This window comes from Mesorhizobium sp., assembly GCF_965229135.1.
GTDB lineage: Bacteria > Pseudomonadota > Alphaproteobacteria > Rhizobiales > Rhizobiaceae > Mesorhizobium.
Window position 1 is genome coordinate 497336 of record NZ_OZ245860.1, and the last position, 25112, is coordinate 522447.

The following is a 25112-nucleotide window of genomic DNA, read 5'->3' on the forward strand; positions in this document are numbered from 1 at the left end:
TTGGATTTGACGGTTGTTCTCAAATCCCTTCCGGCCAGGCGTCAGCTCGCCGTCTCGGCCTGTTCCCGACGCTTGCGACGGCCACTCATCTCCCACCTTTTGTGAAACCACATCCACTGGCCGGGATCTTCACGCACCCACCGCTCAACCACGTCGTTTAGCAACTGGGTGGTGGCATGGACGTCGACGCTGCCGCTGGCGGTACGCGGCAGGCTCAGCTTGTCCTCGATCTCGAGCCTGAAACGGTTGCCGGGCAATCTCACGCAGCGGGCCGGATAGACATCACATTCGTAATGGCGGGCAAGGGTGGCCAAAACACGATTGCTCTGGCAGGGGCGGCCGAAGAAGGTCGTTTCCAGTCCGTTCGAGAATTTCTGGTCGACGAGGACGCCGATATTGCCGCCATTCTCCAGCACACCCGCCAGCGCGAAGGAAGCGCCGGTCGAGGACGGCAGCAGCGATCCCATCGTCGAGCGGCGTGTCGAGAGGATGTAATCCGCGAGGTAGGGGTTGTTGGGGGGCCGAAACAGCGCCGTGATGTTCATGCCGAAGGTGGCGGCGGCTACTGGCAGCAGTTCGAAATTGCCGAGATGCCCGGTGAAGACGATATGCGGCTTCTTCTCGCCGGCAATCTCGACGAAATGCTCGATACCCTTGACCTCGACACGGCCCGGTTTCGTCGAGGCTGGGTCATAGTCGAAAAGGGCGTCGAGAAAGATGTATTCAGCGGCGAGGCGGGCCATGTTGCCCCACATGTCCGATGCGATGGCCTGGATCTCGCTGTCGCTCTTTTCGGGATAGGCCTTGCGCAGATTGTCGATGGCGACGTCATGGCGTCCCACCCACGGGCCGATGCGCCGGGCGACGCGGTCGGCAAAGTTGAGCGCGCTGTCTGCCGGCAGCAGGCGCAGCACGCCGATGATCAGCATCGCGGCCCGCGCAACCAGCCAGTAGTTGAGCTGGCGCAGTTGCCTGCCGTATCGAAACGCCAGGTCGCGGCGGGCCTTCTTGAACACGTTGGCCAAGACTGATCCTAGACGCGCAGGATGATCTTGCCGAACACGTCGCGGCCTTCCATGCGCTTCAGAGCCGTGTCGATGTCGTCAAAGCCGACCTCGGTGTCGATGACCGGCGCAACGATGCCCGCCGCCATCTTCTGCATTGCATTGGCCATGTTCTCCATGCGGCAGCCAAAGGATCCCAGCAGCTTCAACTGCTGCTGGAACAACTGCATCAGGTTGATCTGCGTCGACACGCCTGAGGTCGAGCCGCAGGTGACCAGGCGACCGCCGCGCTTCAGGCACAGCATCGACGCGGCAAAGGTATCGGCGCCGACATGCTCGAACACCACGTCGACGCCCTTCTTCTTCGTCAGCTTGCGCACGACGCCTTCGAAGCGGTCCTCGCGATAGTTGATCACGTGATCGGCTCCTAGCGCCTTGGCCTTCTCGATCTTGTCGTTGGATCCCACGGTGGTGATAATGGTGCAGCCCATCCGCTTGGCCAGCTGGATCGCGGCGGAGCCGATGCCGGAGCCGCCGGCGTGGATGAGGATCGTCTCGCCCGGCTGAAGCCTGGCGTTGTCGAACAGCATGTGCTCGACCGTGCCGAAGGTCACAGGGGCCACTGCCGCGCCGATATCGGTCACGCCGGGCGGTGCGGGCACCAGCAGGCGTGCGGGCAGGTTGATCTTCTCTCGGGCAAAGCCGTCGAGGTGGAAGCCGTGGACGCCAGAAACATGTTCGCACAGATTGTCGCGGCCTTCGCGGCAGGCGCGGCAGAGCCCGCAGGTGCGTGCGCCATAGATCGACACGAGCTGCCCCGGAGCGAGATTGGAGACGCCGGGTCCGACCGCTTCGACCTCGCCGGAGGCTTCGGCGCCGACGACAAGCGGCAGCTTGCGCTTGGCGAAGGCCATGCCGCGCCAGCCCCAGACGTCGATGTGGTTGAGCGCCACGGCCTTGATGCGTAGCGTCACTTCGCCGAGCGAAGGCGGCGGCGGAGGAGGCAGGTCCACCGTTTCCAGACGGCGGTCCTCGATGAGTTGCAGTGCGCGCATGGAGCCTGTCGGTTCTGTTGAGCGGAAGGGGCGACTTAAAAACGCGTCGTGCGTTTTAAGTCCTTGTTTTCATGCATGTCGTTATCCCAAAACCGCATCGCACTTTTGGGCGACATGCATTAGACCGGTTCCCGCGCCATGACAAGGCAGGTGTTTTGGCCGCCGAAGCCGAACGAGTTCGAAAGCACGCTGCGAACCTCGGCGTTGCGCTTCTTGTTGGGCACCACGTCGAGCACGATCGCGGGATCGGGATTGTCGTAATTGATGGTCGGCGGAATGACGCTTTCGCGCATGGTCATCAGCGAAAACGCGGCTTCGACGGCGCCGGCCGCCGACAGAGTGTGGCCGATCATCGACTTGTTCGACGAGATCGGCATCGAGCCGATGCGCTCGCCGAATACAGTCGACAGCGAAAGGTGCTCCATCTTGTCGTTTTCCGGCGTCGAGGTGCCGTGGGCGTTGACGTAGTCGATCTGGTCTTCGCTCAGGCCGGCATCGGCGAGGGCGGCGCGGACCGCGGCGATAGCCGGCGAGCCGTCGGGTTTCGAGCGGGTGCGGTGGAAATCGTCGGCCTTCTCGCCGCATCCGCTGAGGATACCCAGAACGGTGGCGCCGCGCGCAAGGGCGGCTTCCAGTGATTCCAGCACGAGAGCACCGGAGCCTTCGGCCAGCACGAAGCCGTCGCGATCCTTGGAAAACGGTTTCGACGCCTTTTCCGGATTGTCGTTGTGGGTCGACAGCGCCGACAGCAGCGAGAAACGGATCAACGCCTCGGCGGTCGCGGAACCGTCAGCGCCGATCGAGAGCGCCCGGTCGCATTCGCCGCGACGGATTGCCTCGACGCCAAGCTGGATCGCGGTGGCGCCGGAGGCGCATGCGGTCGACAGTGTGATCGGCAGGCCGCGCGTGCCGAAATGGTCGGCAAGGCGGTCGGCGATCGAGCCAAACTGGGTGGTTTCGAAGATATCGAGTTCCTTCAGCCCGCGCGCCACCCTCAGCAGCCTTTCGGCGCCGGAGTCCTGACTGTCGGAATTGTAGAGCGAGAAGCGCTCGTGCCAGTCGAGCTCGACCGGTGGCGAGGCCAGGAAGAGCGGTCCGCCGAAATCACCGGAGTCGAGACCGGATTCCACGATGGCTTCACGCGCAGCGGTTTCGGCCAACTCGTAGGTGAGAGGGCTGGCGCCCTTCGAACTCGACGCCAGGAAGTCGACCATGCCGGAGATGCGGGTGTTCAGGTGGTCGACGGGAAAGCGGGTTATCGGGTGGATGCCGGATTTGCCCGATGTCAGCGCCGCCCAATTGTCGGCCTTGCCGATGCCAAGCGAGGTAACAACGCCGATGCCGGTGACGGCGACGATCGGCCTGCCCATGTGATCATTCAGTTTGGCCATGCGTTAGCCCTCGACCGTTTATCGTTGCGGCATGCAAGTTCAAACGCCGCGTTACGCGGCGTTGACCAGCGCCATGCCTTCGAATTGGTGATAGCCGACCGCCGTTGCAAGGACGCTTTTCGGAACGCCTTCGAACGGCTTTTCGGCTGCGGCGTCGAAAACAGGGTAGGCGGCCTTGCGGTCGACCGCGAGCGCGGCCAGCGCAACGGCGAAGGGAAACTGGGCTTCCTTCATATGTCCGGTCAGCGTCGAGAAGCCGCGCGCCGCGATTGCCGGATTGGCGTCGAATGACGTTTTCTCGGCCGCTGTCGCCGCGTGGGCGCCCGATGCCCCCGACATTGCCAGCAAATCGCCCTTCGGCAACCCGGCCTGCCTCAGCAGCGTGGCAATCTCCGTATCGAGTCCGCCAAGACGCCTGCGAGCGCGGCCGGAAACGACCGATCCCAGCTCGGCATAGATTTTCCGGCCACGGGCGATAGCGTGTTCGCGCTGCTCCAGCACCAGGAAGGCGCCGCCGGAGCCGGACACGACGCCGCCGCCATCCGCGCCCTGTCTTTGCCAGACCGGCTTCCATGGACCGCGATGCAGATAGCCGGCCAGTTCATAACCGAGCAGCATGTCGGAATGCTCTGTCTGGAAGGCGCCACCGACCAGGATATGCGTCGACTGGCCCGAGCGTATGCGCGATGCAGCCGTCTCGACCGCGGAGACGCCCGCACCTTCCTCGCCCATGAAAGTACGCGACGACCCCGTCACCTTGTGAACGATGGAGATGTTGCCAGCGAGCAGATTGGAAAGCTGCGCCAGGAACAGGGTCGGACGCAGTTCGGTGGTCAGCTTCTCGTTGAGCAGCACGTCGCGGTCGTTGCGGCTTTCCGAAGCGGCCATGATGTCGGCGTCAACCGCTTCGTCGCGCTCGCCTCCGCCAGCGGCCACCACCATGTCCATGGTGGTGCAGAGTTCGTCATTGCCCTTGATGCCGGCATCGTCCAGCGCAAGACCGGCGGTATAGGTGCCGAGCCTCTGCCAGGTTTCCATCTGGCGCTGGTCGCCGCGCTTGGCGATCTGCAGGTTCCAGTCGATCTCCGGCAAAGGATGGACGGTGTACGGCGCGAACCGCCCGGACTCGAGCACCGGGCTCAGACCTGGTTGGGCGAGTTTCCGCCAATGCGCATCCGGACCTTCTCCCAGAGAGGAGACAAGGCCAATACCGGTGATGACGACGTCGTGAGAGCTCATGGGCGGCTGTTGTGGGTCAGGCTGCAAGGCGCGTCAAGGCCGCGCGGCTTGCACCACATCAGGCCGTCTTGGCCGCGACCAGCGCGTCGATCTTGGCGCACAGGTTCTTCATGACGAAATAGTCGTCGGTCGACGCCTTGCCGTCATTGACTTCCTGCGTCCACTTTTCCAGCGGCACCTTGATGCCGAATTCCTTGTCGATGGCAAAGACGATGTCGAGGAAGTCGAGGCTGTCGATGCCCAGATCGTCGATGGTGTGGCTCTCTGGCGTGATGGTGTCGATATCGATCTCGCTGGTGTCGGCAATGATCTTGGCGACTTTGTCGAACGTGGTGGACAAGGGCTTTTCCTTCATTCGCGGGCATTTGCGGGCGGAATCTGTCCGCATGTGGTTGCGCGCTGTCTAATCGGTTTTTCCCGGCAGGAAAAGGCCGAATGCGCCGCGCTTGGATGGGATACAGGGGTGCAATCGGCCAAAATGATGGCGTGGCCGCTTCGTGCTCGCCGCAAACCCGGTCAAAATGTCACGCGGCCGAGCACGCGCAGGCCCTCGCCCTGCGGCGCGACGACCACCGCTTCGCCTTCGCGCGGCGAGATGCCGGTGAGCGCGACGATGTCTTCGAGGTGGGTGACCATGACCAGATTGTCGGAGCCGGAATAGGCGCGGATCTCCTTCATGATCGCCGCGATCTGCGCGGCCTTCTGCGTCTCGTCGGTCGACAGCAGGTCGAGCGGCGCAAAGGGCTGCGGCTCGGCCTCGAAGGCGATGCGTGCCGTGTCGAGGCAACGGCAATAGCGGCTGGACAGGACGCGTGAGACGGGCGCCGCGCGTGCGGCGAACAATGCGCCGATCTTGCTGGCCTGCTGCTTGCCTCGCGCCGACAGGCTGATCTGGGTGGAACATGTGGCGATGTCGAAATTCGCCGGATCGGTGGAGCCGGTGACCATCGCATGACGAAGCAGCACGACATGTCCGCCGTCGCGCAGCAGCGCCCAGCCTGCGTCGGTCGCATGAGCAGAGGCGGGGACGACAAGCAGGAACAGCGCGAGGGCAAATCGAATCATCAACTATCCTTTTATGGTCGCCGGCAGGCGGGTGCCGATGACCGGTATATAGGGACGGTAAAGTCTGCCGAAAAACAAGGCACGGCCGCGTGACGTCGGCGGCCGGATCATTTCGAAGGCCAGGGCGATTGCGCAGCAATCAGGGCTCGCCTATCACCAGGGAAATGTCCCCGTTGACTGAAACAGTCCTTTTCGTCTTCAGCCTTGTCGCGCTCGGATATCTTGCCGGGCTCACCGGCTATCTGAAGCCTGCGAGCGGCGAGGGTATATCCGACTTCGCGGTCAGCGTGGCGATGCCGCTGCTGCTTTTCCAGACGATGGTCAATGCCGATTTCCATGGCGTGGCGCCATGGTCGCTATGGTCCGCCTACTTCATCGCGGTGGCGCTGACTTGGGCCGCCGGGCACCTTGTCATCACACGGATCTTCGGACGCGACGCACGCGCCGGAATCGTTGGCGGCGTGTCGTCGTCCTATTCCAATGTCGTCCTGCTGGGCGCCCCGTTCATCCTAGGCATATTCGGGTCGGACGGTTTCGAGGTGCTGTCCCTCCTGGTGTCGGTGCATCTGCCGATCATGATGATAGCCTCGATCGTGCTGTTCGAGATGTTTGGCCGCAGTGGCAATGAACCGGTGCATCCCTTGCGCGTCGTCAGGAGTTTCCTGCGCAAATTGCTGGTCAATCCGCTGATCATCGGCATCCTGGCCGGCCTTGCCTGGCGTATCGGCGGGACCCCGTTGCCGGGGCTCGTCTCGCGGCTGGTCGATGCGCTGGCCAGCACCGCCGGCCCCGTGGCGCTGTTCGCGATGGGGCTCAGCCTGCGCCGTTTCGGCATTACAGGCAATGTCCGGCCGGCGCTCGCGCTTTCGACGCTGAAACTCTTCCTGATGCCGGCACTGGTTCTCGGTCTAGTCTGGCTGTTCGGGCTGCCGCCGCTGACGGCCAAGGTGGCGGTCGTCGTGGCGGCACTGCCGTCGGGAATCAATTCCTATCTCATCGCGGTGCAGTTCAACACGGGCCAGGCGCTGGCGTCGAACCAGATGACCATCGCCACGGCTTGCGCGGCGGTCACCACCAGCTTCTGGCTGGCGGTTGTCGGACAGGTGTTCGGGTAGTTTCTCCCTGGCCCAAAGCCTATATGCCATCTTGCAATTGCTTGCAGGGCTTGCCCTAGGTAAAGAGCAGTGGCTCACGTCCTGACGTGCCCGCATCGCTGCCGTCAGGGACGTTCAAAAGAAATCCACAGACCGGCCCGTCAGTGCGCCGAACGGAGGCTAGACCATGCTTCAGAAAACCAGCCATTTCATGCGGCAGGCCAATCTCATCAACGGCGAATGGGTGCAGGCTGACAGCGGCCAGACGGTCGATGTCAACAACCCGGCCACCGGCCTGAAGATCGGCACCGTGCCGAAGTCGGGCAAGGCCGAGACCCGCCGCGCCATCGAGGCCGCCGACGCTGCCTTCAAGTCATGGCGCAAGACCACCGCGCTCGATCGCTCGAAGCTGCTGCGCAAGCTGCACGACGCGATCATGGACAACCAGGATGTGCTCGCCGAACTCCTGACCATCGAGCAGGGCAAGTCGCTGTTTGAATCGAAAGGCGAGATCGGCTCGGCCGCGGCGTACATCCTGTGGTTCGCCGAAGAGGGCCGCCGCACCTATGGCGACGTCGTTCCGTCGCCTTGGGCCGATCGACGCATCCTGGTCACCAAGGAGCCGGTTGGCGTCATCGCCGCCATCACGCCGTGGAACTTCCCGTCCTCGATGCTGGCCCGCAAGCTCGGCCCGGCGCTGGCCGCCGGCTGCACCGCCGTGGTCAAGCCGGCTTCGCAGACGCCATATTCCGGCCTGGCCTGGGGCGCGCTTGCGGAGGAAGTCGGCTTCCCGAAGGGCGTCATCAACATCCTGACGGGTGCCGCCGGCGAGATCGGCGACGAGATCTGCTCCAATCCGCTGGTGTCGAAGATCACCTTCACCGGCTCGACCGAAGTCGGCAAGATCCTCATCCAGAAGTCGTCCGTCACCGTGAAGAAAGTATCGATGGAACTGGGCGGCAACGCGCCATTCATCGTCTTCGACGACGCCGACCTCGATCGTGCCGTGGCCGGCGCCATCACCGCCAAGTACCGCAATTCCGGCCAGACCTGCGTTTGCACCAACCGCTTCCTGGTCCAGGCCGGCATCTACGACAAATTTGTCGAAAAGCTTGCCGCGGCCAGCAACGCGCTGAAGGTCGGTTCCGGCCTTGAGGACGGCGTGCAGCAGGGACCGCTGATCGACGACAAGGCCGTCGAGAAGGTCGAGGAACTGATCGCCGACGCCACCGCCAAGGGCGGCAAGGTCGTCGCCGGCGGCAAGCGCCATGCGCTGGGCGGCTCGTTCTTCCAGCCGACCGTCATCGCCGATGCGACGCCGAACATGCGGTTCATGAAGGAAGAGATCTTTGGCCCGGTGGCTCCCGTGTTCAAGTTCGAGACCGAGGCGGAGGCCATCGCGCTCGCCAATGACACGGAATTCGGACTCGCCTGCTACTTCTACACCGGCGATCTCGGCCGTGCCTTCCGGGTCATGGAAGGGCTGAAATATGGCATGGTCGGCGTCAATGAAGGCCTCATCACCACACCCGAGGCTCCGTTCGGCGGCGTCAAGGAATCGGGCCTCGGCAAGGAAGGCGGACATCAGGGTATCGAGGATTACCTCGACACCAAGTATGTTTGCATCGGCGGCCTAGGCCTCTGATTCTCAAAGCCGGTCCGCGAGGTCAGGCAAGCATCGATCAACGACTGGCGTTTGCGGGCATTGCAATGAAGGACGGCGAGGTTTTCGGAACGACGCAGGCGGGCGAGGACGTCCGCCGCTTCACCATCAAGGGTGGTGGCCTCACCGCCAACATCATCGGGCTGGGCGCAATCATCCAGGATCTGCGCCTGGCCGGCCATGATGCACCGCTGGTGCTGGGCTATGACCGTTTCCAGGCCTATGAAACGGACACGGCCTTCTTCGGTGCGGTTGTCGGGCGCTTTGCCAACCGCATTCGCGATGGCCGCTTCACCATCGCCGGCAATCGCTATCAGGCCGAACGCAATTTCCTCGACAAGCATACGCTGCACGGCGGCTCGCAGGGCTATTCCCGCCGGGCCTGGGCGGTCTCGCTGCATGGCCGGGATTTCGTCACGCTGACATTGCACGATCCCGACGGCGCGATGGGATTTCCGGGCGCGCTCGAGGTGACCTGCACCTATCGGCTGAAAATCCCGGGTACGCTCAGCGTCGAACTGACGGCGACCTGCGAGGAGCCGACACTGTGCAACCTTGCCCAGCACTCCTATTTCAACCTGGACGATGGCGGCGCCGGCGACATCCTCGACCACCGTCTGATGCTGAATGCCGGCGCCTATCTGCCGGTGGACGGCGACATGATCCCGACAGGGGCCGTGCAGCCGGTCGACGGCACGGCATTCGACTTTCGCCAGGCGCGGCCGATCCGCATGGAGAACGAGGGCGAACAACTCCCTTATGACCAGAATTTCTGCCTGGCGCCGACGCGCGGTCCGCTCCGGCAGGCGGCTTGGGCGCAAGGGGCGAATTCAGGCGTCGAAATGGAGGTCTGGACCACCGAGCCGGGCGTACAGCTCTATACGGGACAGTATGTGGCTCCGGTTTCCCTGGGGCTGGGTGGACGCCGCTACGGCGCGTTCTCCGGGTTCTGCCTGGAAGCACAGGTCTGGCCGGACGCTCCCAACCGTCCGTATTTCCCGCAGGCGACGCTATGGCCTGGCGCGATCTATCATCAGGTGACGGAATACCGGTTCAGGCTGCCTTAAGTCGGTCCTTTTCAACCTACCCCGCGAACGCGTTACGCAAAACCTCGAACGGTGCCAACGCGCCACGCACCTGTACGACGGCGGCGGCGACGCGATGCGCATATCCAGCGGCCTCTGTAGGCGCGTGGCCGGCAAGCCGGGCGGCGAGATAGCCGCCGTTGAAGGAATCGCCCGCGCCCGTCGTGTCGACGGGAGCGGCGACATGAACGGCGGGCACGCGCGCGATCACGCCGTTTGACACAACAAGCGCCGGGTCCTCGCCATTCTTGACGACGATCTCGCCGACGATCTCTCCCAGCCGTTCCGCCGTTGCCTCCGGCGTCGTGTCGCCAAACAGCATCTGCTCGTCGGGAAAGGTCGGCAGCGCGATGTCGGTGACGGCAAGCGCTTCGAGAATCGCGGCCTGCGCATCCTCGCGCTTGCGCCAGAGCCGAGGCCGGTAGTTGGGGTCGAATGCAATCCGGCTGCCGGCGCCGCGCGCGATCGCGATGGCCGCCAGCAATGCCTTGCGCGGGGCTTCGTCCAGAATTGCCAGGGTGATTCCGGAAAAATAGACAAGCGACTGGTTTTGCAGGCTTTTCGCCAAGGCGACGGGATCGGAGGCAAGCTGCCTGGCGGCTGCATCGCCGCGCCAATAGGTGAAGGACCGTTCGGCGCCTGCCAGGGAGATGGCGTAGAGGCCGGGACGTGCGCCCGCGATGACGGGACTGGCGCCGATGCCGATGCCGTTTTGCGCGAAGAAACCGATCTGGTCGTGCGAGAACGGGTCATCGCCGAAGGCCGACACGTAGGTGGCCGGACGATCGCCGCTCAGCGCATGCAGAGCCCACAGCGTGTTGAACGTGTCGCCGGCAAAGCCCATGCGCCAGTTCGGACCGGCCTGGCCCGAAAGTTCAAGCATGCATTCACCGATCGAGGCGACGCCGTTTCCTGCCATGGATATCCCTCCGTGAGAGTCCCGCTGTAGCTTTTTGCCGTCCGCGGCGCCATGCTTGGCAAAGGCGGATTTTTCCGCCAGATGCGTTTTCCCACAGGCTGACGGGACGCTATGTGTCCGTCGCAACGTTATCCGCGCAAGAGGAACCGGTTTGGCATCATTATGGCGTTATCTTCTGGCGGGTCTTGGTCTGGGCGCTTTGCTGGCCGGCATCCTTGCCGTGGTCTACCTGACCACGCCGCAAACGGCTCAGCTTGCCGGTCCGGACGTCTCTCGATCGAAGAAGAGCGACAACGGCTTGTTCCTGGCGAGTTTCGAGCCGGAGCGGGGTGTCGTGCGCCAGGGCGAACTGGAATCCTGGTTGCTGACATTGAAGACAACCACAGGCGACCCGGTGGAAGGAGCCGCGATAGCGGTGTCGGGCGGCATGCCGCAGCACAATCATGGCCTGCCGACAAGTCCGCAGGCGACCGACTATCTGGGCGATGGACGGTATCGAATCGAAGGGGTGAAGTTCACGATGGCTGGCTGGTGGCAGCTGCATTTTGCCATTTCCGCCACCGCGGGTTCCGACACGGTCGTCTTCAACGTGGTCTTGTGAGCCGCCGATGAGGCGTCTTCTTCGCCTATCTGGTTTTCTTGTACTTTCGCTGGCCACCATGCTCGCCGGCTGCGGAAAGCCGGACTTTTCCGACGCCGAGAAGAAGACGATAGCCTCGCTGGCCTTGTCGACGCTGCCGTCGCTGAAACCCGACACCACCAACCGCTTCGCCGACGTGCCCGCGGCCGCGGCCCTTGGTTCGACGCTATTCTTTGACAACAGCATGAGCCGCGACGGTACGGTTTCGTGCTCGACCTGCCACAAGATCGACCGGCAGTTCCAGGATGACCTGCCGCAGGCGGTGGGTCTCGCGCGAACCAACCGACGCACCATGGCGCTGGCCGGTGTCGCTTACAATGCCTGGTTCTTCTGGGATGGGCGCCGTGACAGCCTTTGGGCACAGGCGCTGACACCGCTGGAAAATCCGTTGGAGCAGGCTGGAAACCGTGCGGCTTACGCGCATTACATCAAGGCCCGCTTCGGCGATCGCTATGAGCGCATCTTCGGGCCGCTGCCAGATCTTTCGACCATTCCGGCCAACGCCGGCCCTTTGGGCAGCGATGCCGAAAGAGCAGCATGGAACGGCATGAGTGATGAGCAACGCGATGCGGTCAACCGGATCTTTTCCAACATAGGCAAGGCGATCGCCGCCTTCGAACGATCGATCATGCCACAGGAGACACGCTTCGACCGGTTTGCCCTGGATCTGGCGACAGGAGCCGAGCCGAAGGGCGACGATGCTTTCTCCGACCAGGAGATGCAGGGGCTGAAACTCTTCATCGGCAAGGCCAATTGCGTCACTTGCCACAATGGCCCGCGCTTCACCGACAACAGCTTTCACAACACCGGCGTGCCGCCTGTGGCGGATCTGCCGCTGGATCGGGGCCGCGTCGACGCGGTGGCGCAGGTCGAAGCCGATCCGTTCAACTGTCTGGGCGCCTTTCGCGATGGTGACCCCAGCGCCTGCGGCGAGCTGCGCTTCATGGTCAAGGACGCACCGCAGCTGATACGCGCCTACAAGACGCCGTCATTGCGCGGTGCGGCGACGCGGCCGCCTTATATGCATGCCGGGCAGTTTTCGTCGCTCGACGAGGTTGTGGGGCACTACACCAAGGCGGCGCCGAGCGTCGAAGGTGTGTCCGAAATCCACCCGCTGGAGCTTTCGGACCGGGAGCGTGCGGCGCTGGTGGCTTTCCTGAAGACGCTGGCGGAGTAAGTCACCTGTCTTTCACCGTCTCCATCGCCACGAAGGTCGAGGTCTGGGCGACATGGGGCAGAGCAGAAATGCGTTCGCCCAGCACGCGGCGATAGGCGGCGATATCCCTGGTTCGGACCTTCAGCAGATAGTCGAAGCTCGACGCCATCATGTGGCACTGCTCGATCTCCGGCACGGTTTGCACGGCGCGGTTGAAGGCGTCGAGCGCGGCCGAGCGTGTGTCCGACAATTTCACCTGGACGAAGGCGACGTGGCCTTCGCCCATGTGCTCGCGGTCGATGATCGCCTGGTAGCCGCGGATGTAGCCATCCTTTTCCAGTCGCTTCACCCGTGCCTGCACCGGGGTCTTCGACAGGCCGACCTTTGCCGCCAGTTCCGACATGGACAATCTTCCATCGCTGGCCAATGCGGATAGGATGTTGCGGTCAATGCGGTCCAATTGGTCTTCTGTCATCGGAATCTTGGTTCAAATCATAGATTGGGGACGTAACGATAGATCGATCGTACCATAATGTCGATTTCTTTGGACCGACCAAAAATCGCACCTGTGCTAGCGTACGCCATTCGGTCCGGTGACCGCCGGCCCGCTCAATTGTGCTCGCTCGATAGGACCGCCATGCCAGCGCTCAACGCCATCCGCCAGCAGATCCGCGCCAATTATTTGCCCGATGAGGACGAGGCCGTGAAACGCCTGGCCGAGGCGACCGGGCTTTCGGCGGCGGATCGCAAGGCAATTTCGGCGCGTGCCGCCGATCTGGTGCGTGCGGTGCGCGGTTCGACCGATCCCAGGCTGATGGAGGTGTTCCTCTCGGCCTACGGCCTCTCCACCAAGGAAGGCGTGGCGCTGATGTGCCTGGCCGAGGCGCTGCTGCGCGTGCCCGATACGGAGACGATGGATGATCTCATCGCCGACAAGATCGCGCCGCATGACTGGTCGGCGCATTCGGGCGGTTCAAGCTCCATCTTCGTCAACGCCTCGACCTGGGCGCTGATGCTGACCGGCCGGGTGCTCGATGAGGGCGAGGGTGGCATCGAGGGCACGCTGCGTTCGATGGTGCGCCGGCTGGGCGAGCCAGTGATCCGCAAGGCCGTTGCCGCCGCCATGCGCGAGATGGGCGAGCAGTTCGTGCTGGGCCGCACCATTGCCGAGGCGGTGAAGCGCGGCCGGTCGATGATCCAGAAGGGTTACCTCTATTCCTTCGACATGCTGGGCGAGGCCGCCCGCACCGAGGCCGACGCGCTGCGCTACCACAAGGCCTATGCGGACGCCATTTCCTCGCTCGATGCCGGCTCCAACGGTCCCGATATCCGCCAGAATCACGGCATCTCGGTCAAGCTTTCGGCGATCCATCCACGCTACGAGGTGGCGCAGAAGGAAGAGATGCTGCCGGTCATGACCGAGCGGCTTCTGTCCCTGGCTCTTGCCGCGCGGCATTCGCGCATGGGGCTCAACATCGATGCCGAGGAGGCGGACCGGCTCGATCTGTCGCTCGATGTGATCGAACGGGTGCTGGCCGATCCGGAACTGGCCGGCTGGAACGGCTTTGGCGTCGTCGTCCAGGCCTATGGCCCGCGCGCGGCTTTCACCATCGACTGGCTCCATGCGCTGGCCAAGAAGTACGACCGCACCATCATGGTGCGGCTGGTCAAGGGCGCTTACTGGGACACCGAGATCAAGCGGGCGCAGACGCTTGGGCTCGACGGCTACCCGGTCTTTACCCGCAAGGCCAACACCGATGTGTCCTACATGGCCTGCGCGAAGAAGCTGCTTGGCATGACGGACCGCATTTATCCGCAGTTCGCCACCCACAATGCCCACACCGTCGCCACCATCCTGTCCATGGCCTCCGATCGCGACTCCTTTGAATTCCAGCGCCTGCACGGCATGGGGGAGGCGTTGCACGAAACGGTTCGGCAGGCCGAGGGCACGCGCTGCCGTATCTATGCGCCAGTCGGCGCGCATTCCGACCTTTTGGCCTATCTGGTCCGCCGTTTGCTGGAGAATGGCGCCAATTCGTCCTTTGTGCACCAGTTGACCGACGAGGAGGTCGAACCGGAGGACATCGCCCGCGACCCGCTAGAAACGGTCGAGAAGCAGGGTCCGGCCGCCAATCCGGCGATCGCCCGTCCCGCCGCGATTTTCGGTGCCGGTCGTCGCAATTCCAAGGGATTCGACATCACCGACACGGTGACGCTGGCGGCGATCGACAAGGCGAAGGCCGGATTTGCCGGGCCGGACCGCTGGCACGCCAAGCCCATCACGCGCGCCGCCGGCTACGGCAAGCCGCGCCCGGTGGTCAATCCGGCAAAGCCCTCCGAAGTGGTCGGCACCGTTCATGAGGCGGCCGCGAAGCAGGTCGCGACCGCCGTGCGCATCGCGGTGGAGGCGCAGCCGGCGTGGGCAAGGCGTCCAGTGTCCGAGCGATCAGCCATCCTCAATCGTGCCGCCGATCTCTATGAGGCCAACGCCGTCGAGTTCTTTGCGCTCGCCACCCGCGAGGCCGGCAAGTCGCTGGCGGACGGCGTGGCGGAAGTGCGCGAGGCCGTAGACTTCCTGCGCTATTACGCCGCCGAAGCAGCCAGCGCCGAAGCGGGCACCGAGGCGCGCGGCGCCATTGTTTGCATCTCGCCCTGGAATTTCCCGCTTGCCATCTTCACCGGCCAGATCGCGGCGGCGTTGGTCACCGGCAATTCGGTGATCGCCAAGCCGGCCGAACAGACGCCGTTGATCGCGTTCCGTGCCGTTGAACTTCTGCTCGAAGCAGGCGTGCCGGAGGACGTCATCCAGCTTCTGCCCGGGGACGGCCCATCGGTCGGTGGTCCGCTGACCGCGGACCCACGTATCGCCGGAGTCTGCTTCACCGGTTCGACGGAAGTTGCCAAACTGATCGAAAAACAGCTGGCCGAGACCGCGGCGCCCGATGCGATGCTCATCGCCGAGACCGGCGGTCTCAACGCGATGATCGTAGATTCCACAGCACTTCCCGAGCAGGCGGTGCGCGATATCCTGGCCTCGGCCTTCCAGAGCGCCGGCCAGCGTTGCTCGGCCCTGCGCGTGCTCTACGTGCAGAAGGACGTCGAGAAGAAGATGCTGGAGATGCTGAAGGGCGCCATGGAGGCGCTCGATATCGGCGACCCTTGGCTGATTTCGACCGATGTCGGCCCGGTCATCGACGACGAGGCGCAGGCGTCGATCCGCGACTATTGCACCAGGATGGGCCTGCAGGGCCGGTTGATCGCCAAGCTCGAAGCGCCGAAGGATGGCCGCTTCGTCGCGCCGCACGTCTTCCGGGTCAAGGGCATCGAGGAGATGGAGCGCGAGGTGTTCGGGCCGGTGCTGCACGTCGCCACTTTCGATTCCGACGAGATCGACGCGGTCATCGCGGCCATCAACCGCAAGGGCTACGGCCTGACCTTTGGCCTGCACACCCGCATCGAGGGCCGCGTCCAGCACTTCGTCGACGGCATCCATGCCGGCAACATCTATGTCAACCGCAACCAGATCGGCGCCGTCGTCGGCTCGCAGCCATTCGGCGGCGAGGGGCTTTCGGGCACCGGGCCGAAGGCCGGCGGCCCGCACTATCTGCGCCGCTTCCGCAAGGGGCCCGAGGCCGGCACGCATCTTGCCGAGGGCCATAAGGTCACCGCCACCGAACTCGCCGACAATCTGCCGGATCCGGCGCTTGGCGGTTGGTCGACGCGGCCCGATCGGATCGCGATCCTGCGCAAGCATCTGCGCGGCAAGGGCTCGGCGGCCATCGCCGCCGCCGCCGGCATCGATTTCGGCCAGGTCGACTTGCCTGGGCCGACCGGCGAGGCCAACACGCTGTCGCTGTCGCCGCGCGGGCGGGTGCTCTGCCTGGGGCCCGATGGCGATACGCTGCTCGCCCAAGCCATCCAGGCGCTCGCGGCTGGCAATGCGGTTCTGGCCGTCGCGCCGGGTGCACCGGCGGCGCTCTCCGCGCTGACCGGCAAGGGCCTGCCGCTGGCCGCGATCGATGGTCGTCCCGATCCCGTCGAGGCGCGCTCGCTGCGGGTAGACGTCGTCGCCTTCTCGGGCACACCGGAAGCGGCCCGCATCGTGCGCAAGGTCATCGCCGACCGCAGCGGTCCGATCGTGCCTTTGGTCAGCGAGGTGCTCAACCCGGCCGCGTATGCCCACGAGCGCGCCGTCTGCGTCGACACCACAGCGGCGGGAGGCAATGCCAGCCTGCTGGCCGGAGCATAAAGGGCAAGGTTTCTTGCTCGTTGTCGGCTTTTTGTTTGTGCGAAAGGCAGGCGCTGGGAGATAGTCGGGTTTGAACCCGACTTGAGGCGAACCCCATGCAACGCCTGTTTCCGCCTGTTGAGCTGCCGCATGTTGATGTTGTCATCACTTGCTACAACTATCGCGCCTATGTCGAGGACGCGATCCGTTCCGTATTGACGCAAACCTACCGGCGGTGGAACTGTGTCATCGTCGACGATGCCTCCACCGACGGTTCCGCCGAACATATCCGTCAGCTTCTCGAAACCATAGGCGACCGGCGCCTGCGTTTGCTGGCACGATCGCAACATGGCAGCCAGATCGAAGCATTCCGCGATGGTCTTGCCGCGGGCAATCGGTCGTTCGTGGCGTTCCTTGATGCCGATGATGTCTGGCTGCCGAATTTTCTCGCCGCGCATGTGTCCGCCCATCTGAACTCGCTACACTCGGCATCTCTGTCCAGCTCCGATGTTCTTCTGGTCGATCGCGGCCGTGTCGTCCTGAGCGGGACCTACCTCGGGTTGCGCAAACAGCGTCCCGGGGAAGCTCCCATCGGGGTCGCCATACCGCCTGCCAATCAGCTCGGCGAGGGGGCTGGGATCGGCTATGCATCGGAACATTCGATCACCTATGTGGGGCCCAAAACCTACGGCTGGATATGGGCGCCGACATCATCGATGGTTTTCCGTCGTGGCGTACTCGAACCAGTGCTGGCTTTCCCATTCAAGGTGAGGACGGGCACGGATTACCTGGCGGCGACCTGCGCGCATATGGTGGCCGGCAGCCTGCTCCTGCCGGAATTCCTGGGCCTTTATCGCCTGCACGGGGCCAACATCTCCACCAACAGCTTATATGCGGGCGGACATGTGCAGCATTCGCCGGCGAACAAGGCCAAGCAGATCGCTTTGGGTGCCGATGTTTTCGATTATGTCGCGGCCAATTCCGCACGTCTTGACGCAATAAACGGCAAGGGCTTCGTGTCGGGGATCCTTGCGCATCATGTCAGGCGGTTTGGCCACTTGATCGATGACCCGCGCATCTGGCCTCTTCTTGATCGCAAAAGCCGTTGGCGGCGCCAGCGCAAGCGTTTCGCCCGGGGGCTGCGGCGACTGTTCGGCATGGCTTCGGCCTGACGACAGGCTGCCGGCGGTTTCACGGCTCTTCAGGCGCGCAGCTGATTTTTCAACAGGCTGCCATGCGGATCGTGCGCGGGCGGCCGCTTGGCTGTCATGCCCACGCCGCGCGGAGCCTTGAGCCTCGCTCACCAGGCCGTGTAGCAGGTGGAACCGCCAAATTCCCGCATGCGCCCGCGCCTGCTTGCCGGCTGGTGCATGGAGAGCCAAGGTTTTCACGTCGCGAGCTTGTGTGTATGCAAGAGAACACGCGCCTGGGCGGGGAACTCGGGCACAACTCGATTTGAAGCGAAACGCCCGATGCAACGCATATCCGCGCCTTTTGAGCTGCCGCATGTCGACGTTGTGATTACCTGTCACAATTATCGCGCCTATGTTGAGGAGGCGATCCGTTCCGTGTTGGCGCAAACCTACCAGGGGTGGAGCTGCGTCATAGTCGATGATGCGTCCACCGACGGCTCCGCCGAACATGTCCATCAGCTTCTCGAAGCGATAGGCGATCCGCGCCTGCGTTTGCTTGCACGATCGCAGAATGGCGGCCAGCTTGCAGCATTCCGTGATGGTTTTGCCGCGGGCAATCGGCCATTCGTGGCTTTCCTCGATGCCGACGATGTCTGGCTGCCAGATTTTCTCGCCGCGCACCTTGCCGGCCATCTGAACGCGACACATCCGGCGTCGCTGTCCAGTTCCGACCTCTTGCTGGTAGAACATGACCGTGCCGCGTTGAGCGGCACCTACACGGCGCTGCGCAAACCACGTCCCCAATTCGACGCGCGCGGCATTGCGGTGACACCCGCCACTTGGCTCGGCGAGACAGCGCCTGAGGTCGCCTCTTCATCGCAGTGTCCGATTACCTACTTCGGGCCCGAGACCTATGGCTGGATATGGGCACCGACATCCTCGATGGTTTTTCGGCGCGGCGCGCTCGAGCCGGTGCTGGCTTTCCCCTTCCGGTCGACTTTAAACACCGACTATATTGTGGCGACGTGCGCGCATCTGGTGGCCGGCAGCCTGCTTCTGTCGGAATCCCTGGGCCTCTATCGCCTGCATGGGGCCAATGTGTCGACCAACAGCGCATACGAGGGCGGACATGTGCAGCAGTCGCCGGCGAACGAGGCCAGGCAAATCGCTTTGGGGGCCGATGTTCTCGACTATGTTGTGGCCAATGCCGCACGTCTTGACGCAATCAACAACAGAGGTTTCGTGGCAGCGGTCCTTGCGCATCATGTGAGGCGGTTTGATTGCCTGATCGACGACCCGCGCATCGCGCCGCTTCTTGACCGCAAAAACCGCTGGCGGCGACAGCGCAAGCGTATCATGAGGGCACTGCGGCGTTTGTTCGGCAGGGCCGCTGGCTGACGACAGGTTGCCGCCCATGTGGCGACAGCCTCAAACCTCTTCCGGGGCGCAACCGAATTTCAGAAGATTGCCGTGCGGATCCCAGACGTAGAATTCCTTCATGTTCCAGGCGCGAACGGTGAAGGCACTCAGCCTTTCGACGCCGCGCGCGGAAAACTCAGCGTGCAGCGCCGGCACTTCACCGCCCCTGATGTAGCAGGATGATGTTTCCGGCAGTCTGCGATCCTCGCTCTTCCAGAAATGGATCTCCATCTCGTTGCGACGCACGATCAGATAGTCTTCCATCTCGGGTCCGACGACATCGAAGCCGAGCTGGGCGCGATAGAAATCGCGAGACACGGCGATGTCGGGTGAAGGCAGGACGGGGATCGTGCGCGCAGGCTCGGCCGCAGGCGAAACCATGTCAGGCGCCTTCGACAACCGAAAATCCCTCGAACTGAGGGTGGCCGATATAGTGGACCTTGGTGTTGCCGACATTCCTGTGGGCGGCGCGAAAGTTCTCGGATTTTGTCCAGGCGACAAAGTCGTCGTGACTCGCCCAAACCGTATGCGAAGCGAATAGCGTATAGCCCTCGTTCTCATTCACCGGGCCGCGCAACAGATGGAATTCCTTAAAACCCTTCATTTCCGAAAGGCTTGAATCACGGTTCTTCCAGACGCCCTCGAAAGCATCCTCCGAGCCTTTCTCGACCTTGAAGCGGTTCATGGCGATGTACATGGTGGTTTCCTTTCGCGTGGATGTTGATGGTTCGCGTCGCGGTTTTGCGCGCTCAAAATGGGCCGACCTCGGGCTCGAACACCAAGGTCTTGCTGTCGACCTGTGGTGGAATTGGCGGGAAGGGAGCTGCCTTGCGCACGATGCCAAGCGCGACCTGATCGAAATTTGGCGATCCGGAGCTTTGCAGGATACGCAGGTCCTCAATCCCGCCATCGGCGCCGATCATGAACGTCACGACGGCGTTGTTGACCGCAGTCAATTGCACCGAAGGCGGAACGGCACGGTTGACCCGGCTGAGCTTTCGGATGACTTCGCTGCGGTAGTTGAATTCCGCTTCGTCGCTGCCGGCCTCTCTCTGTCTTTTGCCCTTGCTGGCGGCCTCGGCCAGTCGGTCCTGGCCGTCCGCGGTGCCACGTTTGTCGTCCATTTCCTTTGCTGTAGCGGGAGGTGTGGCCAGAGTTGGACGAGCGCTGGGGATCGGCGGCTGCTCTGGAACGGCAACCAACGTTTCGGTTTTTTCCACCTGGGTGACCGGCTTGTCCGGCACTTTGGTGCTGGCGACAACGCTCTGGTCGTCGGGGCGGGGGGCTTTGGCCACCAGTATGTCCGGCTGCTTGGCAGGTTCCGGCGAAGGTGCGGTACGCTCGGCCGTTGGTTCCCGTATGGGCTCGGTAGGTTGCTTTGGCGGCGTTGGTCTGACTGGCTTTGCCGGCGCCGGTGTCGGCGGCTCGATTGTCACGTTTATCGCCGCTGGGTCCTTGTCGAGCGCGCTCCCGGCAACCTTGTCTCCAGATTGATCACTGCCCTCCGACTGCTCCGCATTCGGGGATTCCAACTTGCCCTTGGGCGATATCAGGAAAGCTGCCGCCACGCCGGCATGAAGAAGGCAGGATAAGATAATCGCCGCCGACCATTTGCCTTTGTCGGCCGGCGGTTGCGCTTGCGCGATGGATTCGGCTGGCGTGATCGCCAGTTCGGTACTGGCCTCGGGGAGGGGGCTGATATCCTGCATGTCGCGCGGCGCAAACTGCCGCGATGCACGAGCAATTGTCAAATCAAGATCGATTGCTTCGAACGAAACCGGGCCGGGGCTGGCCAGCGGCGAACCACTTATGCTTCGGGTGAAGGCAACTTCCAGTCCCAACGTCAGACGCCGAAGGCGATGCCGGTCTTGGAGACCGTCTTCAGCTTGCGCATGCAGGCATTGGGTTCGACGCCCGCGCCCGTGCATTGCGTCGCGCTGTTGATCAGCACACGGCTGATCTTGGCGCAGTCGGCGCCGGCCAGATCAAAGCGCGTCACCTTGGTCTTGCCGGCGGGCAGGTCCTTGAAGTCGAGCACGGTCAGCCGGTCGACGACTCCGGCCTCGTTGAACAGCGCGATCTCGAACGCCGTCTTGGACAGGTCGGCGCCGAGATTGTTGCTGACGACGAATGTCAGGCGGCAGCCCTTGTCAGAAGGCTGCGCGCCATTGAGCTCGAGGCCCAAGGCAGGGACCGGCGCGGACTGCTGAGCCCACGCCGGCACCGTCGCAAGCGACATCGCCAGCGCCGAGGTCAGCAGACGAAGCGATGTCGTCAAGCTCGTCATTGTCATCAGCCTCCAAATCGCATCGTTGCCGCCAGCTTCAGGGTGATGCCGGGCTCGTAGACGACGGATGTCGTGGTGGCATTCAGAGGGTTGGCGTATTTGACATCGAACAGATTGTCGGCTCGGAAATCAACCTTCAAATTGTCGGTCGCCTGGTAGCTGGCAAAGGCGTTGACCAGCGTATAATCCTTGGCCAGCGCATTGCCCTTCGGCTTACCGTTGTACTGGACCTCGCCGCCGACAGTGAGCTTGTCTTCGAGGAAGCGGAAGCCGACCTGCGCCGAGACCTGACTGGACGGGATGGTCGAGAGGTCCTGGCGGACGCCGGCATAGGTCATCTGATGACCGTTGGTGATGGAGGCGGAGAGACCTGCAAAACCCCATGCCGCCTCATAAACGCTTTCGAATTCAAAGCCCTGGATCTTGGCGTTGGCGTAGTTCTGATATTGTGCGCAGGTCGGGATATAGTAGCCTCCCGGAGTCCAGATCGGTGGCAATCCAGGCAAATAGGGGCATCCGTTGTTGCCCACGCCGACATTGTCGTTCAAGCCGATGTAATCGTCGATATCGTTGTGGAAGTACGCGGCCTTGATACGCAGCGCATCGTCGGCTTGGATAATTCCGTTGGTCTTGTAATTGATACCGGCTTCCATGGTTTTCCCGGTTTCCGGCCTCAGATTCGGGTTCGGCAGGAACGGGAAGGTAACACCGGCCGGATGCAGGCCGCTGATGAGGGTTTCGGTGATGGAGGGCGAGCGGTAGCCTTCGGCGTAAGTCCCGTAGAACTGCAAACCATCAAGGCCAGGGCTCTCGAAGGGCGAAACGCCGACCGTGATACGCGGGGACAGACGATCCCCGGAGGTGTCACCTTCATCGCTTTTCAGGCTGTAGTTGTCGTAGCGCAGAGCTGCCTCGATCTCCAGCCAGTTCCAGGAGATCTTGTCCTGGACGTAGCCGCCCGAGACCCGCCGCTTGCCGGATGGCGAGTAGAAGCTGTCGCCTCCCGTGGCTCCTCCATTTTCAACGTTGTCGCTCACAAAGTCGCCGCCATAGGTGAGCTGGTGGGCGAAATCTCCTGTCTCGAAGCGCGATGTGTTCCACACATCGAGGCTGAACGTGCCTAGGTCATAGTTCGACTGTGCGCCCGCGGGCACCGTCACCGGAAGGCCGGTCGAGGGGTCGTAGCGGTTAAGCGCTATCACGCTTGTCTGATCGAGATTCGTCTTGCCGTAGGAGGCGTTGACATGGAGATCGAGCCAGCTCTTCGCATCGTCGGTGATGTTGTAGCGGGCGGTAAAAGTATTCTGCTTGAGATCGACATCATAAGCCGGCACGCCGCTGCTGGTCTCCGTCCAGCTGTCGCCTGTGCCATTCCAGCCCAGTTTCAGTTCGCTGTTCTCGCTGGGGCGGATGGTCGTCTTGAGCAGGCCGCTCAACACGTCAAAGCCGGTGCCCCTGACCGTGTCGCCACCGCCATCCTTGTAGTCGTCATAGTTGCGATAGACGATGTTGCCGAGAACATCCCAGTTCTCGTTGAATCGGTAGGCGCCTGCCGCGCTTGTCGTCCAGCCCTTGGCGTTGCTTTCGTATCGCCCGGTAACCGATGCCGCCCAGGTTTCGTCTGGCTTCAGGAAATCCTGCGCGTCCTTGGTCTCAAAGAAGACCACGCCGCCTATCGCGCCCGAACCATAGGTATTGGCGACGGGGCCGCGAATCACGTCGGCTGACTTCAACAATTCAGGGTCGAGGTAAAACGTTGACTGCGTGCCATGGCCGGAACGCTGGAAATCCTGCCGCGCACCATCGACGATCACGGCGACGCGGCCAAAGTCCTGCAGGCCACGAATGTTCACGCTTGAGCTCACTCGCCGGGCGTCAGCCTGCATGGTGATGCCGGGAACACCGAAAAACACATCGCCGGGTGTCGTTGCCATGCGGCGGTCGAGCTGTTCCTGGTCGACATGGCTGACCGAGGCCATGGATTCGATCGCCGTCTCGCCGGTGCGGCTGATGATCAGGATCTTGTCGAGCAGCGTCACGCCCGCCGGCGCGGTTTTGGCCTCCTCGGCCTTCTTCGTTTCGGCCTGTTGCTGATCCGTCGGCGCCTGTGCCTGTTGCGCGCTAGCCTGTGGTGCCAGCAGCGTCATGGCGGCCACGCCGGCTAGCAATGTGGCCATTCCTTTTGCCATGGGCCGATGCGCCGGGACCGTGTTTTCAACCAGCCCCGACCGTCCCCAATGTACCAACCCCATGCCCCAACTCCAAAAATTCAGGTTTCATGCTGGCTGGCCTGGCGCTTGCTCGCATTTTTGATCGTCACCGGCGTCTTAAATGTTGACTCATTTAGTCCGGTATTGCACTGACTAGTAAACATGATTATTCGAGTCAAGAAATGAATCGGCATTCTATGCAACGCCTAGCCAGACGCCCGGCACAGGAAAGGGATCGATCCAGATGAACACCCACAATCCCCATGATTTTCGCTATCGCGTCCGCCGTTCCGATGATGCTTCGGCCCGTTTCGACCGGGTTCCGCTGGCTGTGCGGACCCTGTCCAGCAACACGCTTTTCCAGGGCGAGCACGAGATCGGCATCGAGCATCACGGTGCGCTGTACCGGCTGAAGATCACCCGCCAGGGCAAGCTCATTCTCAACAAGTAGGGGTAGACATGGACCAGCGCGTAAAACCCGCTCCGCACGAAATCCGGCGGGCGCGGACAGACAATCCGAAAACGCGCGAGCGTGACCTCGCGTCCCAGCTCGGCATTTCGGAAGCCGAACTGGTGGCCGCGCATTGCGGCGATGGCGTCGTGCGCATCGAGCCGCGCGTCAATGACCTGCTGACCGGCCTTGAGGCGGTTGGAGAGGTCATGGCACTGACCCGCAACGAGAGTGCCGTTCACGAGAAGATCGGCGTCTACGACAAGGTGGTGACCGGCAACCACAACGCCATGGTGCTCGGCGAGAACATCGACCTGCGCATCTTCCCCAAGGTCTGGGCGCACGGCTTTGCCGTTGAAAAGCGTGACGGTGGCGAAATCCGCCGCAGCCTGCAATTCTTCGACGATGCCGGCGAGGCCGTGCACAAGGTGCATCTGCGCCCTGCATCCAACCTTTATGCCTATCAGAAGCTGGTGGCCGAGCTCGAATCGTCGAACCAGGAGCCTACCGTCGCCATTTCGGCAGGCAAGGTCTTGGGTCAGGTCGAAAATCCGGATGCGTCCGCCAGTCTCGATGATCTGCGCGATCGCTGGAGCCGGCTGACGGACGTGCATCAGTTCTTTGGCATGCTGAAGACACTGAAACTCAGCCGTCGGCAAGCGGTGCGCATGGTTGGCCAGGACTACGCCTGGCTGCTCGACAATGACGCCGTCGGCGCCATGTTCCATCACGCCGCCGAGGGCGAGATGCCGATCATGTGCTTTGTCGGCAATCGCGGCTGCATCCAGATCCATTCCGGACCGGTCAAGTCGATCAAGCCGATGGGCCCATGGATCAACGTTCTGGACGAGACGTTCCATCTGCATTTGCGAACCGATCATATCGACGAGGTCTGGGCCGTGCGCAAGCCGACCAAGGACGGCTATGTCACGTCGCTCGAAGTCTATGGGGCCGATGGCAACATGATCATCCAGTTCTTCGGCAAGCGTCATGAAGGCGAAGGCGAGCGCGAAGACTGGCGCTTCCTTGCCGAAAACCTGCCGCGCATCCCGAGCCCGACTGCTGCCTGAGGA

At 62.9% G+C, this 25112-nt stretch carries 23 protein-coding genes; 10 read left to right on the plus strand and 13 right to left on the minus strand.

The features are described 5' to 3' along the window. Positions 1-41: 41 nt before the first annotated feature. From ACO07C_RS02325 to ACO07C_RS02350, 6 genes are all read right to left on the minus strand, one after another. A complete protein-coding gene (locus ACO07C_RS02325) occupies positions 42-1016 on the minus strand; it encodes a lipid A biosynthesis lauroyl acyltransferase (protein ID WP_421917424.1) in 975 nt (324 codons plus the stop codon). 17 nt (positions 1017-1033) lie between these two features. Continuing rightward, entirely contained in the window at positions 1034-2059 is a 1026-nt protein-coding gene (locus ACO07C_RS02330) for a zinc-binding dehydrogenase (RefSeq protein ID WP_421912619.1), read from the minus strand. A gap of 119 nt (positions 2060-2178) precedes the next feature. Next, complete coding sequence (locus ACO07C_RS02335; RefSeq protein ID WP_421912620.1) at positions 2179-3450, minus strand: beta-ketoacyl-ACP synthase; 1272 nt, start codon at positions 3448-3450, stop codon at positions 2179-2181. 51 nt (positions 3451-3501) lie between these two features. Beyond that, on the minus strand, positions 3502-4689 hold the full coding sequence (locus ACO07C_RS02340) for a beta-ketoacyl-ACP synthase (RefSeq protein ID WP_421912621.1): 1188 nt from the start codon (positions 4687-4689) through the stop codon (positions 3502-3504). A 58-nt stretch (positions 4690-4747) separates the two neighbouring features. Continuing rightward, the gene (locus tag ACO07C_RS02345) at positions 4748-5029 is read right to left on the minus strand and encodes an acyl carrier protein (protein ID WP_010909964.1); all 282 of its coding nucleotides are present in this window, start codon (positions 5027-5029) and stop codon (positions 4748-4750) included. Between the two features lie 176 nt (positions 5030-5205). Further along, on the minus strand, positions 5206-5754 hold the full coding sequence (locus ACO07C_RS02350; RefSeq protein WP_421912622.1) for a histidine phosphatase family protein: 549 nt from the start codon (positions 5752-5754) through the stop codon (positions 5206-5208). 164 nt (positions 5755-5918) lie between these two features. Here ACO07C_RS02350 and ACO07C_RS02355 point away from each other — a divergent pair, with 164 nt between their 5' ends. The 3 genes from ACO07C_RS02355 to ACO07C_RS02365 all read left to right on the plus strand — a co-directional run bounded on the left by ACO07C_RS02355 (position 5919) and on the right by ACO07C_RS02365 (position 9578). Continuing rightward, entirely contained in the window at positions 5919-6869 is a 951-nt protein-coding gene (locus ACO07C_RS02355) for an AEC family transporter (RefSeq protein WP_421912623.1), read from the plus strand. A 166-nt stretch (positions 6870-7035) separates the two neighbouring features. After that, entirely contained in the window at positions 7036-8493 is a 1458-nt protein-coding gene (locus ACO07C_RS02360) for an NAD-dependent succinate-semialdehyde dehydrogenase (RefSeq protein ID WP_421912624.1), read from the plus strand. Positions 8494-8552: 59 nt separating this feature from the next. Continuing rightward, entirely contained in the window at positions 8553-9578 is a 1026-nt protein-coding gene (locus ACO07C_RS02365; protein ID WP_421917425.1) for an aldose epimerase family protein, read from the plus strand. Between the two features lie 16 nt (positions 9579-9594). Here ACO07C_RS02365 and ACO07C_RS02370 read toward each other — a convergent pair whose 3' ends face one another. Next, positions 9595-10515 (minus strand): sugar kinase, encoded by a 921-nt coding sequence (locus ACO07C_RS02370; protein ID WP_421912625.1) that lies wholly within the window; start codon positions 10513-10515, stop codon positions 9595-9597. A 151-nt stretch (positions 10516-10666) separates the two neighbouring features. On the opposite strand from ACO07C_RS02370, the gene ACO07C_RS02375 reads away from it, so the two are divergent. Together ACO07C_RS02375 and ACO07C_RS02380 are read left to right on the plus strand one after the other, a co-directional pair. Beyond that, the gene (locus ACO07C_RS02375) at positions 10667-11116 is read left to right on the plus strand and encodes a FixH family protein (RefSeq protein WP_421912626.1); all 450 of its coding nucleotides are present in this window, start codon (positions 10667-10669) and stop codon (positions 11114-11116) included. A 7-nt stretch (positions 11117-11123) separates the two neighbouring features. Beyond that, a complete protein-coding gene (locus ACO07C_RS02380; protein ID WP_421912627.1) occupies positions 11124-12332 on the plus strand; it encodes a cytochrome-c peroxidase in 1209 nt (402 codons plus the stop codon). Position 12333: 1 nt separating this feature from the next. Here the strand turns inward: ACO07C_RS02380 and ACO07C_RS02385 are convergent, their stop codons facing one another. Continuing rightward, entirely contained in the window at positions 12334-12786 is a 453-nt protein-coding gene (locus ACO07C_RS02385; RefSeq protein WP_421912628.1) for an Lrp/AsnC family transcriptional regulator, read from the minus strand. Positions 12787-12948: 162 nt separating this feature from the next. Here ACO07C_RS02385 and putA point away from each other — a divergent pair, with 162 nt between their 5' ends. From putA to ACO07C_RS02400, 3 genes are all read left to right on the plus strand, one after another. Next, positions 12949-16560, plus strand: a complete 3612-nt coding sequence (gene putA, locus ACO07C_RS02390) for a bifunctional proline dehydrogenase/L-glutamate gamma-semialdehyde dehydrogenase PutA (protein ID WP_421912629.1) — start codon at positions 12949-12951, stop codon at positions 16558-16560. Between the two features lie 95 nt (positions 16561-16655). Then, positions 16656-17711: a glycosyltransferase family 2 protein gene (locus ACO07C_RS02395; protein WP_421912630.1), complete on the plus strand. Its 1056-nt coding sequence runs from the start codon at positions 16656-16658 to the stop codon at positions 17709-17711. 168 nt (positions 17712-17879) lie between these two features. Next, positions 17880-19070 carry a glycosyltransferase family 2 protein gene (locus ACO07C_RS02400; protein WP_421912631.1) on the plus strand — a complete coding sequence of 397 codons (1191 nt, stop codon included), beginning with the start codon at positions 17880-17882 and terminating at the stop codon, positions 19068-19070. A 30-nt stretch (positions 19071-19100) separates the two neighbouring features. On the opposite strand, the gene ACO07C_RS02405 is transcribed toward ACO07C_RS02400, so the two are convergent. From ACO07C_RS02405 to ACO07C_RS02425, 5 genes are read right to left on the minus strand one after another with little or no spacing between them, the layout of a single operon-like run. Continuing rightward, positions 19101-19472 carry a bleomycin resistance protein gene (locus tag ACO07C_RS02405; RefSeq protein WP_421912632.1) on the minus strand — a complete coding sequence of 124 codons (372 nt, stop codon included), beginning with the start codon at positions 19470-19472 and terminating at the stop codon, positions 19101-19103. A gap of 1 nt (position 19473) precedes the next feature. Further along, positions 19474-19788, minus strand: a complete 315-nt coding sequence (locus ACO07C_RS02410; RefSeq protein ID WP_421912633.1) for an antibiotic biosynthesis monooxygenase family protein — start codon at positions 19786-19788, stop codon at positions 19474-19476. A 52-nt stretch (positions 19789-19840) separates the two neighbouring features. Further along, entirely contained in the window at positions 19841-20932 is a 1092-nt protein-coding gene (locus tag ACO07C_RS02415) for a TonB family protein (protein ID WP_421912634.1), read from the minus strand. A 2-nt stretch (positions 20933-20934) separates the two neighbouring features. After that, positions 20935-21378 (minus strand): hypothetical protein, encoded by a 444-nt coding sequence (locus ACO07C_RS02420; RefSeq protein WP_421912635.1) that lies wholly within the window; start codon positions 21376-21378, stop codon positions 20935-20937. Between the two features lie 5 nt (positions 21379-21383). Continuing rightward, positions 21384-23630: a TonB-dependent hemoglobin/transferrin/lactoferrin family receptor gene (locus tag ACO07C_RS02425; RefSeq protein WP_421912636.1), complete on the minus strand. Its 2247-nt coding sequence runs from the start codon at positions 23628-23630 to the stop codon at positions 21384-21386. Between the two features lie 202 nt (positions 23631-23832). Between ACO07C_RS02425 and hemP the strand changes: the two genes are divergently transcribed. Together hemP and ACO07C_RS02435 are read left to right on the plus strand one after the other, a co-directional pair. Continuing rightward, positions 23833-24039: a hemin uptake protein HemP gene (hemP, locus tag ACO07C_RS02430; protein WP_421912637.1), complete on the plus strand. Its 207-nt coding sequence runs from the start codon at positions 23833-23835 to the stop codon at positions 24037-24039. An 8-nt stretch (positions 24040-24047) separates the two neighbouring features. Then, complete coding sequence (locus ACO07C_RS02435; RefSeq protein ID WP_421912638.1) at positions 24048-25109, plus strand: hemin-degrading factor; 1062 nt, start codon at positions 24048-24050, stop codon at positions 25107-25109. Positions 25110-25112: the final 3 nt, after the last annotated feature.